General features: G+C 34.6%; 15 protein-coding genes. 1 reads left to right on the top strand and 14 read right to left on the bottom strand.

Features of this window, described 5'->3' with window-relative positions:
* Positions 1-242 precede the first annotated feature (242 nt).
* The 11 genes from AC1Q8M_RS07240 to AC1Q8M_RS07190 form a co-directional block, all read right to left on the bottom strand.
* On the bottom strand, positions 243-2,093 hold the full coding sequence (locus AC1Q8M_RS07240) for a hypothetical protein (protein ID WP_098855637.1): 1,851 nt from the start codon (positions 2,091-2,093) through the stop codon (positions 243-245).
* Positions 2,083-3,900, bottom strand: coding sequence for a DUF8727 domain-containing protein (locus AC1Q8M_RS07235; RefSeq protein WP_000766193.1), 1,818 nt, complete (start codon positions 3,898-3,900; stop codon positions 2,083-2,085). The genes AC1Q8M_RS07240 and AC1Q8M_RS07235 overlap by 11 nt, the downstream gene beginning before the upstream one ends.
* A gap of 105 nt (positions 3,901-4,005) precedes the next feature.
* Positions 4,006-4,266 carry a hypothetical protein gene (locus AC1Q8M_RS07230; RefSeq protein ID WP_000391447.1) on the bottom strand — a complete coding sequence of 87 codons (261 nt, stop codon included), beginning with the start codon at positions 4,264-4,266 and terminating at the stop codon, positions 4,006-4,008.
* A gap of 77 nt (positions 4,267-4,343) precedes the next feature.
* The gene (locus AC1Q8M_RS07225) at positions 4,344-5,771 is read right to left on the bottom strand and encodes a basic amino acid/polyamine antiporter (protein ID WP_000129441.1); all 1,428 of its coding nucleotides are present in this window, start codon (positions 5,769-5,771) and stop codon (positions 4,344-4,346) included.
* Between the two features lie 213 nt (positions 5,772-5,984).
* Complete coding sequence (locus tag AC1Q8M_RS07220; protein ID WP_000181022.1) at positions 5,985-7,496, bottom strand: ABC transporter permease/substrate-binding protein; 1,512 nt, start codon at positions 7,494-7,496, stop codon at positions 5,985-5,987.
* 3 nt (positions 7,497-7,499) lie between these two features.
* A complete protein-coding gene (locus AC1Q8M_RS07215) occupies positions 7,500-8,447 on the bottom strand; it encodes an ABC transporter ATP-binding protein (RefSeq protein WP_000614076.1) in 948 nt (315 codons plus the stop codon).
* A 100-nt stretch (positions 8,448-8,547) separates the two neighbouring features.
* A complete protein-coding gene (locus AC1Q8M_RS07210; protein ID WP_001045713.1) occupies positions 8,548-9,105 on the bottom strand; it encodes a YdcF family protein in 558 nt (185 codons plus the stop codon).
* A gap of 64 nt (positions 9,106-9,169) precedes the next feature.
* Positions 9,170-10,399: an MFS transporter gene (locus AC1Q8M_RS07205; RefSeq protein ID WP_000097170.1), complete on the bottom strand. Its 1,230-nt coding sequence runs from the start codon at positions 10,397-10,399 to the stop codon at positions 9,170-9,172.
* Between the two features lies 1 nt (position 10,400).
* A complete protein-coding gene (locus AC1Q8M_RS07200; RefSeq protein ID WP_000780355.1) occupies positions 10,401-10,937 on the bottom strand; it encodes an NADPH-dependent FMN reductase in 537 nt (178 codons plus the stop codon).
* Between the two features lie 144 nt (positions 10,938-11,081).
* Positions 11,082-12,236: a CgeB family protein gene (locus AC1Q8M_RS07195; RefSeq protein WP_098361421.1), complete on the bottom strand. Its 1,155-nt coding sequence runs from the start codon at positions 12,234-12,236 to the stop codon at positions 11,082-11,084.
* Positions 12,237-12,270: 34 nt separating this feature from the next.
* The gene (locus AC1Q8M_RS07190; RefSeq protein WP_000526231.1) at positions 12,271-13,491 is read right to left on the bottom strand and encodes a tetratricopeptide repeat-containing glycosyltransferase; all 1,221 of its coding nucleotides are present in this window, start codon (positions 13,489-13,491) and stop codon (positions 12,271-12,273) included.
* A gap of 139 nt (positions 13,492-13,630) precedes the next feature.
* On the opposite strand from AC1Q8M_RS07190, the gene AC1Q8M_RS07185 reads away from it, so the two are divergent.
* The gene (locus AC1Q8M_RS07185) at positions 13,631-14,395 is read left to right on the top strand and encodes a DUF2711 family protein (protein WP_002093982.1); all 765 of its coding nucleotides are present in this window, start codon (positions 13,631-13,633) and stop codon (positions 14,393-14,395) included.
* 68 nt (positions 14,396-14,463) lie between these two features.
* Here AC1Q8M_RS07185 and gnd read toward each other — a convergent pair whose 3' ends face one another.
* Genes gnd through gntK form a run of 3 tightly spaced genes read right to left on the bottom strand, consistent with a single transcriptional unit; the run spans position 14,464 to position 18,281 of the window.
* Entirely contained in the window at positions 14,464-15,360 is an 897-nt protein-coding gene (gene gnd, locus AC1Q8M_RS07180) for a phosphogluconate dehydrogenase (NAD(+)-dependent, decarboxylating) (RefSeq protein WP_000765981.1), read from the bottom strand.
* Positions 15,361-15,378: 18 nt separating this feature from the next.
* Positions 15,379-16,728, bottom strand: coding sequence for a GntP family permease (locus AC1Q8M_RS07175; RefSeq protein WP_000260205.1), 1,350 nt, complete (start codon positions 16,726-16,728; stop codon positions 15,379-15,381).
* A 14-nt stretch (positions 16,729-16,742) separates the two neighbouring features.
* Positions 16,743-18,281: a gluconokinase gene (gntK, locus tag AC1Q8M_RS07170; RefSeq protein WP_000449995.1), complete on the bottom strand. Its 1,539-nt coding sequence runs from the start codon at positions 18,279-18,281 to the stop codon at positions 16,743-16,745.
* Between the last annotated feature and the right edge of the window lie 333 nt (positions 18,282-18,614).

Genomic DNA, 18,614 nt, shown 5'->3' with positions numbered 1-18,614 from the left:
GATAACGCTTTCACTATCTATCATATAAGAACAAATCTTCGTATGCAACTAAAAATATTTATTACTTATTATATTCTGCAAAATGAATTAGATTCCAATTTAATCGACTTTTATCCCGCGCTCACATTCCTTTTAATAACACATTTGTATCACTTTTCAAATCTAACTTACAATATGTTTCTTTCCATACAGCATATAATTCTTCTTAATCTAAAAAAATCCTTTATGAAAAAGGATTTCTTTTACTTCTCAATGCTTTTTAACCACTTTTCAAAAATTTGTACCATCCCGTGTTTTCCAGCTAATTTCTCTTCCCCTTGTTTCGTCTTATATGGATATAACTGCAAGAAAACACCGCATCCAGACTCAATTTTTTTACTATGCATATGGCTTCCTGGATATACACAAATGACTTCATAAATTGACCTTCGATAATAGACTCGCTTTCCATCCTGTTCTTCTACATACTTTATAGACCAATACTTATACATTTGCTCAGTTGCTTTCGTATTTCCGACGTGCTGAAAAATATTGTACATTGGACTATACTTCACTTCAATAATAATAGAAGATTTATATACGTATTTCCCATCTTCTTTTACATAACAGTCTAAGCGAATATCTGGCTTCTTCGTATCCTCACCATTGTAAAAATTACTCCCTTTACTTAATGCAATAAGAGGATGTGTTTCAATTAAGTCATTAAATGCGACATGCACCTTTAAATCATCTCGTTGTAAAACTACTGTCGTTCCATCTTGTAATCCATCTACATAAAAATGTTCTTGTATTTGTTGACGAATGGAATTTCTAGCCTCAAAACCAATTTGCTCTAAAATTGAAATAACGATAAAAAAAGCGTAATATTCATACACTAAAAACGTTGGCTTATAAACAAATAATAACGATGGAGATTGATCCGTATATTGCGGGAGTACTTCTAAATGATGTAGTAATTGTTGATGTGGTATCGGTAAATCATGTAAGTTCATGTTACTTGTTTCAGTAACTTCCCTCCAAAACGAGGAGTGCATTAACATTTGAAAATATTGTACATTTTCATGAACAATGTGCGCCAATATTTTATATTCTTGTATTTTCATTGAGCTCTTTCGTAAATCGGCTTCTTTTAGTAAATGTATATTTTTATATTTTTGCTTCTCTCTATCGGTTACTGATCCATTACGCTCAATTGTTTGTATAATTGTTTTTACGGCTTGAAACTCTTCTGATTTTTTCTTTTTTTCTCTTTCTAATATTTCAATTGTTTGACGTAAAAAACTTTTAGCTTCAATTAAATAATGATAAAATTGCATCGATTTATATTTAAGAAATGCATTTTCCTTACTATTTTTTTGTTCCATAAACTTACGATTATAATGTTTTGCATAAGGTTTTCTTTCTGCCACTATGGTTCCTTTTCTTGTTGGCTTTCTCTCTTTTCCTTCCCATTTATATGCATTTATAAATTTTGAGCTTGATTCTATTTTCTTAAAGATTTGCTTTATCATCTTCATTTTTTGGGGTAACTTTCTAAGCAACACTAAATAAGAAGAATCCTCAATATCGCTAAGTGCAGAGAAAGTCTTTTTATAATAACCTCTATCCAAAATCAACTCATTTAAAATTGACTTCACATAGTCTTGAATCATTTCAAATTGATCATCAAAAAAGTTTTTCGGTACGATTTGAAAAGCACCATAATACGTTGTATCTTCTATACGAACTTCAAAATGGTATAAACCACAGCGCCATGGATAAAAGAATTCTGTTTTCCCATGTTCATATATTAATACTCTTTGTTTTTTTTCATTTATTTCATATTGAGCCTCTTTTATATTTTTCTGTCCCTCATATACTTTATTCCATATAAAAGTAATATTCATTGGGATTTCATAATTGTACTGCAATCTAATCGGTTTTAATTCTTGTACTTTATAAATGCATTGAACTAATGCTGTAGTAGATGTACAAAGACGATTTAATAAAATATAATCTCCTTTCCCCTCATTTCCAATGATTAACTTTAATACAAAAGGGAGCGTTTCATTCGTATCAACGATTTTTGTTTCGTAACGCCCTTCATTTTGCATATCCATACAGCTCCAGTTCCCTACGTTTTTCTCGTATATATGCTAAAGAGTGTTCAAATGTAGATACTCTGTTTGCAAGTGCAGATTGCAAAAGAGGTACTAAGGTCGCTCCCCTTTTTGCTTCTTCAGAAAGTAAAGAACCAACCATCATTTCGGTCCCTCTGATTTTCGTCAATACACGCTGCTTTATTTGTAAATCAAACCCTTCTTCTCTACTAATCATATAGGTATGGTTATTTTGGAACGGTATATTTTGCAAATAAGTCGCAATTGCGTTTGCACATCGGAAAGAAATTCCCTTAGACGCATCATGTGATGACAATACGACATGCAACTTATCTAATAGCTCTAATTCTTCTTCAGAAAACACTTCAATCATCGCTTTATTTCTCATCCAATTTATCCGAAATTCTCCCGCTGTTACTTTCAAAGGTGGGTGTAATACGACTTTCCCCAGTTCCATGCCCATCTCACAAAACGGAATTTTTTGTAACGTTATTAAGTTCGTTCGGTCTAATAATCGATCGGAGAGCTCTTTCGTTGTTTCATCAAAATTCACAGTACCTACAAATATAATATTTTCTCCAATTTCAATTGTTGATGGAATTGAATTCTCAATGTCCTGAACACCCTCATACAAGTTTAAAATACGATTTTTTGTTTCAAGTTGAAGAACAGATAAAAATGGAGTAAACCAATGCTCAATATGTGACATGTTCATTTCATCAAAAACGATTATATACAGTTGATTGGGATTTTCTTTCGCCTTCATTAACGTCCTAACTAACTTCGTTTCACTTTCAATAAAAGTACCATTTGGATGAAGGTAACCAAGTAAATCATGTGGTTCTTGATACGATGGTGAAATTGGAATCCAAACCAATTCTTCCCCATACTGTAATCCTAATGCTTCTGCATAAGTTTGCACAAAACGTGATTTCCCAACGCCCGGTATACCACCAAGAATCGTTAACATATTTGTTTTTACACTTATATGGAAATTATATATATCCGTTGCATCCAAATATAGCCCTTTATTATGCACCATACTTTGTACATACTGTAAAAAAGACGATTCACGCTCATCCCATTCCCATTCATCTTTTTGCACTTTTATATCCTCTACTTCAACTAGCTTACCTTCTTCATGCATTCGTTTTTTTAATTGCTCATACACATGATCACTTACAAAATATAATTGATCTTCTACCGCTATTTCTACATACTTCGTCCAGTCACTGCAGTTTATATATTTACATTCACGTTTCTGTTCAAAATATGCGATTGAGCTAATTGATGACTTTAAGGATATGTTTCCATACAGTCTTCCATCGTGCCACAATAATTCGGGAGGCTCAAAGTCTTTCGGAAATTTTGGCATAAGAAATGATAAATAACCGTTGCTAAGTTTTCGTTCTAAAGATTCTCTTTTTTTATTATTTGTAACTTTAGGTGCCGGAATCATTTTATAGCTGCTTGCTATTTCTTTCGGTTCTTCTGTACATATTAACTCCACGTATACATTTCCTCTTTCATAATAAAGACGAAACATCACTAATTGCTTTTCTAATTTCCTCTTCTTTAATTCCAAAAAGATTTTTTCATTCTTTTTATTACTACATAATCCTTCAAATACATAGGGTTCATTTGCAAATTGTTCCTGTAAAGTGAATGGTATTGGCGATAAGCATTGTACAAAGAAATTCTCTCCACTCTTCTCTTTTTCAGCTTTTGTAAATTTCCCTAAAAATCTCATATAGTACATTCGTTTTATAAAACTTGGCTGAAGAGCTTTATGTAATTTCACCTTAGTCACCTTCTTTTTTCATACTATTCTTAGTGTATGAAAGAAACGAAAAACTAGAAATAAAAAACCTGACGTTATCCGCCAGGTTCAAAATTAAAACGTATATTAATGAGAAGGAAATGCTTTTTTCTCTTGTAAAATTGCATTATGAGCAATTTTCATTTTAGCAAGTACGTAACGTAATCGATCTTCAGCATTTTCATCTTTACTTTTTTGCAATTCCGCCAAATTTTCAACAGAACTTGCTAAATTCTCAATGACTCCTCTCAGCTCAGGATGATGATTAAAAAAAGATTCTTGCACTAATACTTTCCTTAACTCACTAGCTAAATCAATTATTCTAGACAGCTGTTCTTTTTCTTCCATTCTCATCCCTCCTGAATATCTTATGTAGTAAATATTCTCTAAACAAAGAAAAAAGCCCTTTAAATGAAAAGGACTTTTTACATTTTTATATTTCCAGTTAATAACATATACAGTGATGTGATAGCCGCAATAATAATTGCCCACATCACATATTTCTCTGCACCTGCAAAGCAACGGTTCCCTTGTTCTTTTCTTGCAAACGTGTAAACAATAATTCCAATTCCATACACAATTGAAACTAGTAGTAAATTCTTTAAACCAGCTGCATAAAGAAGCCATACAGAGTAAATAGAAGCAATTAAAGCTAACGCTCCATTTTTTAATTTAGCGTCTTTTAGCTCGTTTGTAATGACTAATTTAAATTGGAATAACGCTGATAATAAATATGGTAATAAAATTGATGTTGATGCAATGAAATACATAATTTGATATGTTGATTCTGAAAACAGAACGATGATAAATATAATTTGGGCAACACCATTTGAAATCCATAATGCCATGTGCGGTGTTTGCTTTTTATTTGTTTTCGTAAAGACTTTCGGAAATACGCCATCTTTTCCGGCTACATGAGAAATTTCAGAAACAAGTAAAAACCAGCCAATTAATGTACCGACAAGTGAAGCAACTAACCCAATGTTAATCGCAACTGCACCCCATGGACCAACAACATGCTCTAATACATGTCCCATTGACGGAGTTTCTAGCACAGAAAGTTCGCTTCTTGTCATCGCTCCCATTGACAGAACAGAAATTAAAATATATATGGACATTACTAAAATAAGTCCCATTACTGTTGCCTTACCAACATCTCGGCTATTCTTCGCTCTTCCGGATAATACAACCGCTCCTTCAACTCCAATGAAAACCCAAAGTGTTACAAGCATTGTATTTTTCACTTGACCAAGTATAGCGGAAAGTGAGAAGGTTCCTTCTCCCCAAAAATCATGTGTAAATGTGTCCCAGCGAAAGGCTGTTACCATTACAACAATAAATAAAACGATTGGAACTAACTTCCCTATTGTTGCGATAACATTCATAATAGAAGCTTCACGGATTCCAAATAAAATTAGAAAATGAAGTGTCCATAATAAAAGTGATGCCCCAACGATAGATGCAACATTATTTCCTCCTTTGAAAATTGGAAAGAAATAACCTAATGTACTAAACAGTAACATAATTGTTGCGACATTACCTAAGATTCCTGCTAGCCAATATCCCCAAGCACTATTAAATCCAATATATTCACCGAAACCAGCACGTGCATAACTATAAATTCCACCTTCAAGTTCCGGTTTTTGTCTTGCTAACGTTTGATATACGAGCGCAAGTGGAATCATTCCCATCGCTGTAATACACCAGCCAATTATTATTGCACCACTGTTTGCTCCTACTGCTAAATCATGCGGTAAACTAAAAACACCTCCACCAACCATTGTTCCAACTACTAATGCGATTAACGGAAAAAATCCTAACTTCTTTTCTATTTGTACCACCCCATCTGTCATTCTAGGTGTTATGTTCGTTCAACTATTAAAGTCACCTTTTTCTCTAATAGACGTTTCTCTTATATTTTTTCAGGAAAACATTACTTATTCTAAAAGAAAATGAACAAAAATGGAATACTTTTTTGAAAAAATGTATAAGTATGCACAAAAAAACCGCTCATTTTGTAATGAACGGTCATTTCAAACATATAAATTTGTATATTTCTTGTAAATTTAACGAAGTAAATTCTCTTTTTCTAAAAATTGTTTTGCGACTTCTTCACTACTTTTACCATTTACGTTAACTTCATAATTCATTTTTCGCATTTCTTCATCTGTAATCTTTCCAGATAATTTATTTAATACCTTTTCAAGTTCAGGATATTTCTGTAACGTTTCTTTTCTTAATAATGGTGCCCCTTGATAAGGTGGGAATAACCCTTTATCATCTTTTAACACTTTCAGTCCGTATTGCTCCAATTCACTATCTGTTGAATATGCATCAATTACGTTAACATCTCCAGATTGAATTGCGCTATAACGCAGCTTCGGCTCCATCGTTTTAACATTCGAGAACTTATAGTTATATAATTTTTGCATTCCTTTATAACCATCTTCACGATCAGCAAATTCCAATGTAAACCCTACTTTGGCTTCCTGCGCAACATTCCCTAAATCAGAAATTGTATTTATATTCTTTTGATCTGCTATTTTTTTCGGCATGGCTAGTGCATATGTATTGTTATACTCCATTGGCTTCAACATAACCATATTATATTTCTTTTCCATTCCAATGCGAGCCTGATCATATACTTCATCACGATTTGTGCTCTTTGGTTCTTCTTTCACGAAAGTAGATAAAGCTGTTCCTGAAAATTCTGGGTATATATCTACTTCCCCGGATTTCAACGCTTCAAATACAAATGCTGTTTTTCCAAGACCTGGTTTTAATTGTACGTTTAAATCGGTATCTTGTTCAATAAGCTGCTTATACATTTGAATTAAAATTTCAGGTTCTGATCCAAGTTTGCCCGCAATAACAATATCTTTCTTTTCTGTACTCCAAAGAAATGGAGAAGCAATCATTACTACAACTATACATATCGTCAATATAACACGCTTAGAAGAGCGTTTCGGTCGTTCAAGTATGCGAAGTACTATATCAAAGAATAAAGCGAGTAACGCGGCTGGTACGGCCCCTAAAATGATAAGTGCATGATCATTTCGATCTATGCCTAATAAGATAAGCTTACCGAGCCCACCAGCACCAATGAGAGCTGCTAATGTAGCCGTTCCAACAATTAATACCATCGCTGTACGAATACCGGCCATAATGATAGGCAATGCAAGAGGAAGCTCTACCTTCCACAGCCTTCTCCAACTATTCATCCCCATAGCTCTCGCGGCTTCTATTAGTGATTCATCTAATTCCCTTATTCCTGTATATGTATTTCGTAAAATAGGTAATAGTGCATACACAACTAATGCAATAATCGCTGGAAGTTTTCCGATTCCTACTAACGGAATTAATAGTCCGAGTAATGCAAGTGATGGCACTGTCTGCATTACTGCAGAAGTTCCTATTATAAATTCAGCCATTCGTTCTTTTCTTGTTAATAAAATGCCAAGTGGCACCGCTATAATTACTGCAAAAAATAATGAAATAAGCGATATTTGTAAATGCTCACTTAATGCAGTTAGTAATTCTATTTTTCGTTCTTGGAACGTTTGTATAAAATTAGTCACTGTTTAGCCTCTTTCCTTCATTTGTTCAACAATGTAATTGACGATATGACGACTTGTTAACGCTCCAATATATTGACCGTTTTCTTCAACTGGAACGATTTCCTCATCACGCACACGAACTAACGCTTCTTGTAAAGAAGAATGTAATGATAGTGCCTGCCCTTCTAATTGCACACTTTGATCAAGCGGCAATACATCTGCTACACTTTTCTCCTCATACCAAGTTCGTCCACGATTTCCAATGAACTCCTCTACAAATTCATTTTTCGGATTATGTATAATTCCTTCTGGTGTATCTAGTTGAACAACTTTTCCTTCTTTCATAATACAAATGCGATCTCCAAGTGATAATGCTTCTTGCATATCATGTGTTACGAACACGATTGTTTTTTGAATCTTTTTTTGCAACTGTACAATATCCTTCTGAAGCTGTTCCCTACTTAATGGATCTAACGCACTAAATGGTTCATCCATAAGAACGATTTTCGGGTTTGCGGCTAATGCTCGCACGACACCGACACGTTGTTTTTGTCCTCCTGACAATTCATCAGGCATACGATCTCGATATATATCCGGATCTAATCCAACCATATGTAACAAGTCATCGACGCGTGCTTTTATTTCCTTTTTGCTCCATTGCCTCATTTCAGGAACAACTGCAATATTTTCAGCGATTGTCATATGAGGAAACAAAGCGATTTGCTGCAACACGTATCCTATATCCCAACGTAATTCGTTTATATTATATTGTTGAATATCTTTTCCATCGATTAAAATCGATCCTTCAGTCGTTTCGATTAAACGATTAATCATCTTCATTGTCGTTGTTTTCCCGCAACCACTCGGACCGATGAGAACGAAAAATTCTCCCTTTTTAATTTCTAAATGTAATGAATCCACTGCTTTCGTGCCATCTTCATACGATTTTGACACATGATTAAATTGAATCACAAACACAACTCCTTTACTGTTGTTTCCTTTATTTTGATGGAATATGGCATTCATTTCAAATGATACGCTTTTAAATTAAAAAAGAGCTCGCATTTGAGCTCTAACGGTCGAACAATATTGTTTTCATAATAGCAGCATATTCGCGAACATACATTTTTCTCTTAGAACGAATTGGTGTTTCAGCAGCTAGCGCCTCCATCTTCATGCCTAAACGCTTTGCAATTATTTTCGTTCGATATAAATGATATGTATTACTTACAACTACCGCATGTTTCACATTATATAAATCCATACTAAATTTTAAGTTTTCATACGTATTTGTAGATTGATCTTCTATTAAAATACGACTCTCATCTATACCGTGTACCATTAAATAATTTCTCATGCTATGAGCTTCCGGTATATCTTCATCTTCTCCTTGACCACCTGAAACAATTACTTTCGCTTCAGGATGGGAAAATAAATACTCCAACGCTACATCCAAACGATTTTGAAGAGATAAAGACGGTCTATCTCCAAATAACTTTGCACCCAGTATAAGAACGTACGGAGAGTGATAGCTCAACTTTTCACGAGCAACTTTGTTCATTCGAAACGTCATATAAATGATGTATAGTGGCGGTAATAATAAAATTATAAGAAAGATCCATTTGTTCATAAATAAGTATTCACTCCCTTTCTTGTTATTATATAGAAAAAGAAAGGGAGGCAGAAGTGTTTTTTCAAACGATTGATTTATTAGAAACATGCGCCGCTACTTTACGTTGTGATAGTACATAATAAATAGCGATTCCTAATGAGAAGATCAATATGCAGCTTAGTACGTAAAACGGCAGCATGACTCCCACTTTAGATACACCCGCTGTAAACAACATTAATAATAAAATTCGTATTCCAGTACCAATTAGGCGAAATAAGCTGTCTACACGTCCCATTACTTCATTTGGAATTTCCTCCATCATCAATACATTTCTCGCCACTCTTGTCCCCGCATTTCCAATTGCATGAAAAATCGCTAGTCCATATAACAACATTACGGAAGGTTCAATACTCATTGCGGTAATTGAAATTACATAAATGAACATCGTCATAACGATTGAAACTTCTGTTTTGACATATTTCATTATGAGTGGAATACAAATTCCTGCAACAACCGCTCCGACACCGTACATCGTGCCCTCTACTGCGTATACAGAGGCATTGGCTTTGAGTATATCCGAAATATACACGGGTATTAAATAATTTGCCATCATGACACCTATAAACGGCATATAAGTAGCCAGTAAGAACCAAAAGAGCTTAGGACGTTTTTTCATAAAGTGAATTCCTTCAAACAATTGCTTCTTAAATGTTATTTTTCTTTTCACTTCTTTTTTCTTTACGTACGGTATACATAAGAAAAGAAAAAATGCTCCAGCAAAAGTTAACATGTCTACTAACAAAATCCACTTCAAAGATACAATTTCAATCAAGAAGCTCGCGGCCGCTCCAGAAATAACTTGTGTTAACTGTCCTTGTATTTCCATCGTTCCACTTAAACTTTTATAATGTTCCGCTTGAAATATCTCTTGGTTGAACGCAAATATTGTAGGATAAAATAATAAATAGTAGAATGATCCGGCTATATAAATAAGAATATAGTGAATAGAATGATAAGGTTGCCCAGCAAATCCCCATATAACCATTATTCCAATTACGGCAATTCCGATTCCTTCGTTACATAGCAATAAAGATTTTCTTGAAAAACGATCAATACTTTGCCCAATGAATGGTGTTAATAAAAACATAATGAGGGTTGCAATGATAGAAACATAACCAAACGTTGTCTCTCCTCCACTCTCTTTAATTAACAGCCACGGAATCGTTATCATAACAATTCCGGAACCAATAGCAGATAGACTATTGGCCCCTAGAATGTAATACAATCGAGAATCATGATAAAGTGAGGACATATCACTCCACTCCTAGTTGCTTTTTCACCTCTTTATATACGCTCATATATGCTTTTAATTCTTTAACTACATCATGAATTAATGGTTTGGCATCTTCCCCAAGTTCACCATCTTGCACATGTAATCCATCAAGCACAACTTGTTTTGGAATGGCATTTGCATAAACACCTCTAGCGACCGTTCGCATGCTGTTTAATGCATTTATTCCACCTTTACCGCCACCAGCAACCGCTAACAACGCAACTGGTTTATGAATAAATTCACTACTACTTAAGTAATCTAAAGAGTTTTTCAGCGCACCGCTCATCGCATTATGATATTCTGGTGTACATAATACAACCCCATCCGCAGCTTTCACTAACGTTTTCAATTTTTTTACTGCCTCTAAATCACGTTGTGACTCTTCTCCATTGTATAAAGGTAACTCCTCAATTGCTAAATCATATAATTCCCCTTCAAATTGATCCGCAATATATTTTGCCACAACGCGAGTTCTACCAAATTTTCTTGGTGTACCGTTAATAACGACTAGTTTCATGATTATTTCTCCCCTTTGTTTTCAAGTTCTACTTATATATTATCAGAAATTTCTATACAAAACACAATATAAAGAGTTAACTTGTTTCATAAAATAGTATGATAAACAAAAAAGAACTCATACTTTCGTATGAGTTTCGCACAATTACTTCGTTTCATCTCTCAGACTCAATGTACCTAAACTTTCATTTGCTTCAAAATGATTATATGCTTTTCCCGCTAATTTTTTCCGTTCTTCTGGTAATTCTATATATTTCATTACGTTTTCAATTATTTTTTCGTACGGAGTAAATACAATTCCCGGCCACTCTACCTCATCTTCTGGATTACTATTTTCGGAAATAATAAATTTCTTATTTGCGACTGCATAAGACACGCGAGGTGTTTCAAGAATTCCTGATAAGTAAAAATGAATATTTAATATAATTTTAGCTCTAGCAATCAATTCATTTCTAACAATTCCCCACGCATTATTTTTAAAAACTATATTTAAATTTGGGGCAATCGCTTTTAGATGATCAAAAATAGCTTGCCGCCTCGGATTAAGAGCACCTATAAACAGAATATCAATATCTTCAGTAATGTCATCTTCAAATGCACCTTTTTTTATTTCCAAAGTTGGAGCATAGTTCATTTTTACATGTTTTATTTCTTTTCCTACCCCTTTTTGTTTTAGCCATTCTATATTTTGTTTACTATAATCCCAAATCACTCTATCTTTTAATAATATTAAATAAAGGGGGTGCGCATATGGACTTCCTTCGTATAGCTGTTCTAAATTATAAATAATTGCATCTTTCGGAAGAAGATTCGGGTTATATGCGTATGTATGTGCTCCAAAAACAACTGTATTCTTTACATTTTCCAGTATTGTTTCTGATATAATTACTGTATTTCCCTCCTGCTCCAACCGCCACTTTAAAGCTCGCGCAACATCTATGAAACTACCGTATGTCTTTGGGCATATAAAAAGACAATAATCATATTCTTTATTCAAATAAGCTTCCATTAATTTTAAATTATTTTTATATAAATCTACATCCGGATGTTTAAGTACTAACTCATTTGCATGTTTTCTTGCTACTTTATATAATCCAGCATAATAAGCAGCGATGCATCTTCTTAATTCGATTCTTTCACGATGTTCATCTAATACATCCATGTTTAAAAGAAGATTTGCGATACAATACGCTTTTAAATGATCACGATCATAATAATAGTCTAGTAGTGGCATCAATTCTTCATACGTATTTCCATGCACCGATTCTCCTAGTTCAATCGCCCATCGCATTAATTCCATGATTACTCCACTACTCCTTTAATCGAAAATGTATTTAATAAAATTTCGCATTATTCTCTACTACATTTGCTATATGAAATGGAATCTCTTCTTTAATCGATTCCAAATACTTTTGCGACACGGCCCCTAAATGTTTTTTATGAGGTATATAGAAAGCACTAATAGAAATTTCATAGTCAAATAAGTAATCATACACATGATAATCTACAAATAAAAGATCATCCTTTGGAAAAGGAATTTCCTTGCCTTGCAGAGCATACATCAAAGCAATATTGTTTTGAGATCGTAATCGATACAACCTTGCAAGTTGGTATAATGGTTCAGCCCGAGTTGGTCTATATTCCCACGCTTTTTGAAAATAAAAAACAGCTAATGCTAAATATTTCTCTTCTTGCCCTTTAACAGTTTCTTTTTCATCAGCATCTGTCACTTCATTTTGTTTATTTGCTGAACGATTTGCTAACTGCTCATAACAAAACCCTATTCGCAATAACGAATAGAATACCTCTTCAACCCAACCCCCTGCTTCCACTCGTTTTTTATACCATTTAATCGAATCTTCAAATTGACTTAAATGAAAATAAGTTTGGGCTAAATAAAATAAATATCTTATATGCAAATCTGGCGTTGTTTCTGAATCGTTTATTCCTTGTAACAACAACCTCTCATCTCTTTCAAATTTATCAGCTTTACTCCCGCCATCTCCGGGATCATTCACGACAAGAGTCTCTAACCGATCTACCCTCGTATTGTAATTCGCTCCAACTTTTGAGCGATCTATATCCCAATACTCATGAGTAACACCGACAGATTTCCATGGTAAAGAAGCTTTTAATAGACGTGTAAGCCAATATTTAATATGAACATCATATTGCAATGTAAGATAATGATCTTCCGTTAAGCTCGTTTTATCGAAATTCGGATCAACCTCTAAAATCATATCCGCATCTAATATTAATAAATAATCCGCTTCTGGATATGTTTTTTGCGCTAATGAAACTGCTAAGCTTCTGTTATAACCAAAGTTTTTAAACGGCTCATGATGAACTGTCCCAGGTATCTCATTTTCCTTACACCAATTTTCTATAATTTCAGGCGTATTATCCGTCGATCCAGTATCACAAATAGAAACATAATCTACAATTGATTTTGTTGCATTTAAACATCTTTCCATAATTCTAGACTCATTTTTGACAATCATACAAAGACATAACTTTTTTTCTTCCTTTACAGACTTCACTTGCTCATTTCCCATTTAACCACCTCATATTTTATTAACACGCTCTTCTCATATGTAACAACATTTTTTAGCTATACTGATGACATAAGCACCCTTTTACTATTTATGAAAACTTCATTTTATTTATTCTTACTTTTATGTTGGGACATATTTCATGCTTCGCTTTATATTTGATACAATCAATACAAAAAAACATAATACGGGAATCCGTACATTTCAAAGTATAAGAGGAGGTTATATTTTGTTGGATTACATTTGGCTAAATGACAAATCACCAATTTTAGAACAACTACCAAGTAATTTTAAATCTGCAGCTATATTGCTACGTCCATTTGTCCAAATGCCTTTAGGATGGGAAAAGTCTGTGAGAAAAAGACCATATGAGCACATCTATCCTAGCGCTGAAGAAATCATTCACAATGGGAAATCCGTTTCTTGGAAGGAAATGATGTCTTGTAGTGGATTACATTCATACGCAGACCTAGCAATGGCCATGTTGACTTCCATTAGTGCCTTTTCAGAAGAATATAAAAGAGAGGATTTAGCTGAAAAGCTACATTCAAACTTAAAAAAAGATCTTTATTATCCAACAGAAGATTATACGTCTATATTTTTATTACACAAATTACTTAAACTCCTCGGTTCTAAAGGTGCAAAAAATCTATATTTCTCTGAACCAATTCTTGATACAAACGGATTATTACAGGTAAATAATACTACTCCATTAGATATTTGGGACATTAGCAATAATGAGTTAATTATTACTGGAGAAGACAATGAGTATGCGTTTATGAGTATATACGATTCCTTTACAACCTTATTATTAGCTAAAGAAGAAAATATAGATTATATTGTTCAATCAATGAATGTTGAAGCTGTCATTTGTGACAAAAAAACGATGATTGATTGGTATTTTTAAATTAGTAATTTCTTAAACTATAAAAAAGAAACTTGCGCTTATGCACAAGTTTCTTTTCAAAAACATCCTTATTTTTTTACAACTTCATGTCCACCGAACTGATTACGTAGTGCTGAAACTACTTTTCCATGGAATGTATCATCTTCCTGAGAACGATAGCGCATAAATAATGACATCGCGATTACTGGTGCCGCTGCTTGTAACTCAAGCGCAGTTTCAACAGTCCATTTCCCTTCTCCTGAAGAGTTCATTACACCTTTAATGCCATCAAGTTTAGGATCATCTGCAAATGCTTTTTCAGTTAAGTCCATTAACCAACCGCGGATTACTGATCCGTTCGCCCATACTTTTGCAACATCTTCATAATTGAAATCAAAGTCACTCTTATCTAGTACTTCAAATCCTTCAGCAATTGCTTGCATCATGCCGTATTCAATACCGTTATGAACCATTTTTAAGAAATGACCACTACCAACGCGGCCAGCATAAGAATAGCCATTTTCTACTGCTAAATCTTTAAATAAAGGTTCTAATTGGTCGTAAATTTCTTTTTCTCCACCAACCATTAAACAAGCACCGTATCTAGCTCCTTCTACACCGCCAGATGTACCGATATCTACATAATGTAATCCGAAGCTTTTTGCTTCTTCAGCACGGCGTAACGTATCTTTATAGAATGAATTTCCACCTTCAATAACGATATCACCTTCATCTAATAACGGATACACATCTTTTAATACTGACTCTACAACTTCTCCTGCAGGCACCATTACCCAGATCGTACGAGGAGCTTCTAATTCAGCGATCATTTCTTTTAATGTATGACGTGCAGTAATTCCTAGTTTTCCTGCCTTTTCTACAAGCTCTTTATTTACATCGTATACAACTACTTCATGCTTGTCTTCATGTAAGTGTTCAGCTAATGGGAATCCCATTTTTCCTAATCCAATTAATCCTAGTTTCATATTAATCAATCTCCTATTCTATACAAATATATTTAATATCGAAATTAGCCCAAGTGCTACTACAGATAATATAGTCTCCATTGCAGTCCATGTTAATAACGTTTCTTTCACAGTCATTCCGAAATACTCTTTAATCATCCAAAATCCTGAATCATTCACGTGTGATAAAATTAATGACCCTGCACCTGTTGCAAGTGCTAATAATTCAACATTTACACCTGGTGTACTTGCTGCAATCGGCGCAACAATACCAGCTGCTGTCATCATAGAAACAGTTGCCGATCCTGTCGCAACTCGGATAAGTGCAGCAATTCCCCATCCAAGTAATATTGGTGAAATATGTGATTCTTTCGCCATTTCAGCAATTGTAGTACCAATTCCAGAATCTAATAATACCTTATTAAATGCACCACCAGCACCAATTACTAACAGTATGTTTGCAATTGGCCCAAGGCAATCATTTGTAAATTGTAATACTTTATCTTTAGAAAATCCTTTTGCATAACCAAGGCTAAAGAAAGAATAAATCGTTGCAATTAATAAAGCGACTATTGGATCTCCAATAAAGTGTAACACTTGTGCAAGTTGACTCGTTTTATGTAACGCTACTTCAGCAATGGATGCACCAAGCATAAGAAATACTGGAAGTAAAATAGTAAACAATGTATTTCCGAAGCTAGGAAGTTCTTTCTTCTTATCTCTTTCAATAAATTGCTCCGCTATATCTAATGGTACTTCCTTATGTATACGAGCACCAATCCATTTCCCGTAAAGTGGACCTGAAATAATTGCAGTTGGAAGTCCGACAATTAACGCATATAAAATTGTCTTCCCTACATCTGCTTTAAAAATACCCACTGCCGCCATTGCCGCTGGATGCGGTGGGACAAGTCCGTGTACGACTGACAGTCCTGCTACTAGCGGAATACCGATTGTAATAAGTGATACCCCAGTTTCTAACGCAATTGTAAATACTAACGGAATTAATAGGACGAATCCAACTTGGAAAAATACCGGAATCCCTACTAAAAATGCAACGAACATCATCGCCCAGTGAACTCGTTTCTTCCCAAAACGATTAATTAATGTGTTAGCGATACGTTCAGCACCGCCAGATTCGGCCATCATTTTTCCAAGCATCGTTCCTAGTGCTAAAACTATCGCTAAAAAGCCTAACGTATTACCAAGCCCTAGTTTAATAGAATCAATAATCCCTGGATCTTTTGGTGAAGTTCCAATTAAAGGCATTCCCATTGCTAAACCTACACCAATTGCTGTTAAAATTAATGCGACAAATGGATGCCATTTTACTACCGTAATAAGTAAAAGTAGTATGACAACTGCCGCTAGTACGATCCCAACTACCATTTCTCCCAATCCCCCTATTGTTTACGTTGGAAAGCAGCTATACAATCAAATTCTTCTTTCAAGCGATTGTAAAGTCGTTCATACATATAAAACATTTCTAAATATATAGCCGTATTTTCTTTATTCGGTACATGATGATGGACAATATCAATCCAATCCTTTACCTCTTCAAGAGAATCAATTTTTCCTACAGCATATAAAGCAACTGCCGCTGCCCCAAGCGCAGATGCTTCATGACTTTCAGGTACAAGCAATTCTTTTCCCATCATATCGGACAACATTTGTCTCCAAAATGCAGATTTTGCAAACCCTCCTGAAACTCGTATTTCAGTAAGTGGCCCTGTACAATCCCTGATTGCGAGTGCTACTGAATATACACTCATACAAACACCTTCCATCACTGCACGTATAAAATGTTCTCGTTTATGTTGAAGATTGATTCCAAAGAATGTACCACGAGCGTTTGCATTCCAGTAAGGTGCGCGTTCTCCAGATAAGAAAGGTAAGAACAATAGCCCATCCGCTCCAGCTGGTACGCTTTCTGCATATTTAATTAATAAATCATAAGGATCAATGCCGAGCTTTCTTGCTACTTCTTGCTCTGGACTACCAAATTCATCACGTAACCATCTCAGTAATATTCCGCCGTTATTCGTTGGACCACCGATTACCCAGTGCTCATCTGTTAATGCGTAACAAAACGTTCTCCCTTTCTCATCTGTATTTATATTTGATGAGATTGTTCGAACCGCACCACTCGTTCCAATCGTAATTGCAGCCGCACCCGGTGATATCGCACCAACTCCTACATTTGCAAGAACCCCATCACTTGCTCCGATGACAATTGGTGTTTCTGCACTTATCCCCATCTTCTGTGCTAATTCTGGCTTCATACCTGATAAAATATATGTAGTGGGTACAGGGGTTGATAATTGTTCTGGTGACATATGTAACATAGTCAAAACATCTTCATCCCAGTTTAATGTTTCTAATTTAAATAACCCTGTAGCAGAAGCAATCGAATAATCAACTACGTAGCGTGAAAATAATTGGTAAATCACATACTCTTTAATGGAAATGAATTTATAGGCACTTGTATATAACTCTGGTTCCTCTTCTTTCATCCATAACAATTTAGAAAGTGGTGACATCGGATGAATCGGTGTACCTGTACGTCTATAAATTTCATGCCCATTCATTTGTTGTAATAATTTTTCTGATTGCTTCGTACTTCGATTATCTGCCCAAATGATAGAACGCGTTAATGGCGCACCATTTTCATCTACTGCAATTAATGCGTGCATAGCTGTACTAATACCGATTGAAGAAATATCTTCTGGTAATACATTACCTTTTTCAATGGCAACGCTTACACTTTTGTATACAGCGGCACATATTACATCAGGATCTTGCTCAGCCCATCCTACATTCGGTTGAATAATTGGGTAATCGATTGCATGTGATGCAATGACTTTTCCTTTTTCTGTGAACACAACCGTTTTTGTACTTGTGGTACCGATATCAATCCCGATTACTCTCCCCCTTGTTTCCATGCGAATCTTCCCTTCATTTCTAGCAAAATACGATTTAGTAAACCGTTTACATGAATTAGTATATAAAATATTTTTTCATTTATCAAGTTATAAAAAGAAAATTTTTTTCACAACAAAAAGTAAATCCCCTCATTCCATTTCACTTATATACTAAATTTAGCTTTTCCGTGCGGTAAAATTACGTTATCTTCTTTACGCAATACACTCTTTCCTCTCATTAACAACACATACATAGTCCTCCATACGTTCTACTCATTTGCATGAAAAAGCGTTGAAAAGCAATATTCATTTTTAGGGATCACGTTACATAACCATCAAGCCAAGAAAAGTAAC

This window comes from Bacillus sp. GW823-FHT06A10, assembly GCF_058795375.1.
The sequence above is the reverse complement of the archived record's forward strand: the minus strand, read 5'-3'. Positions and strand labels throughout refer to the sequence as shown.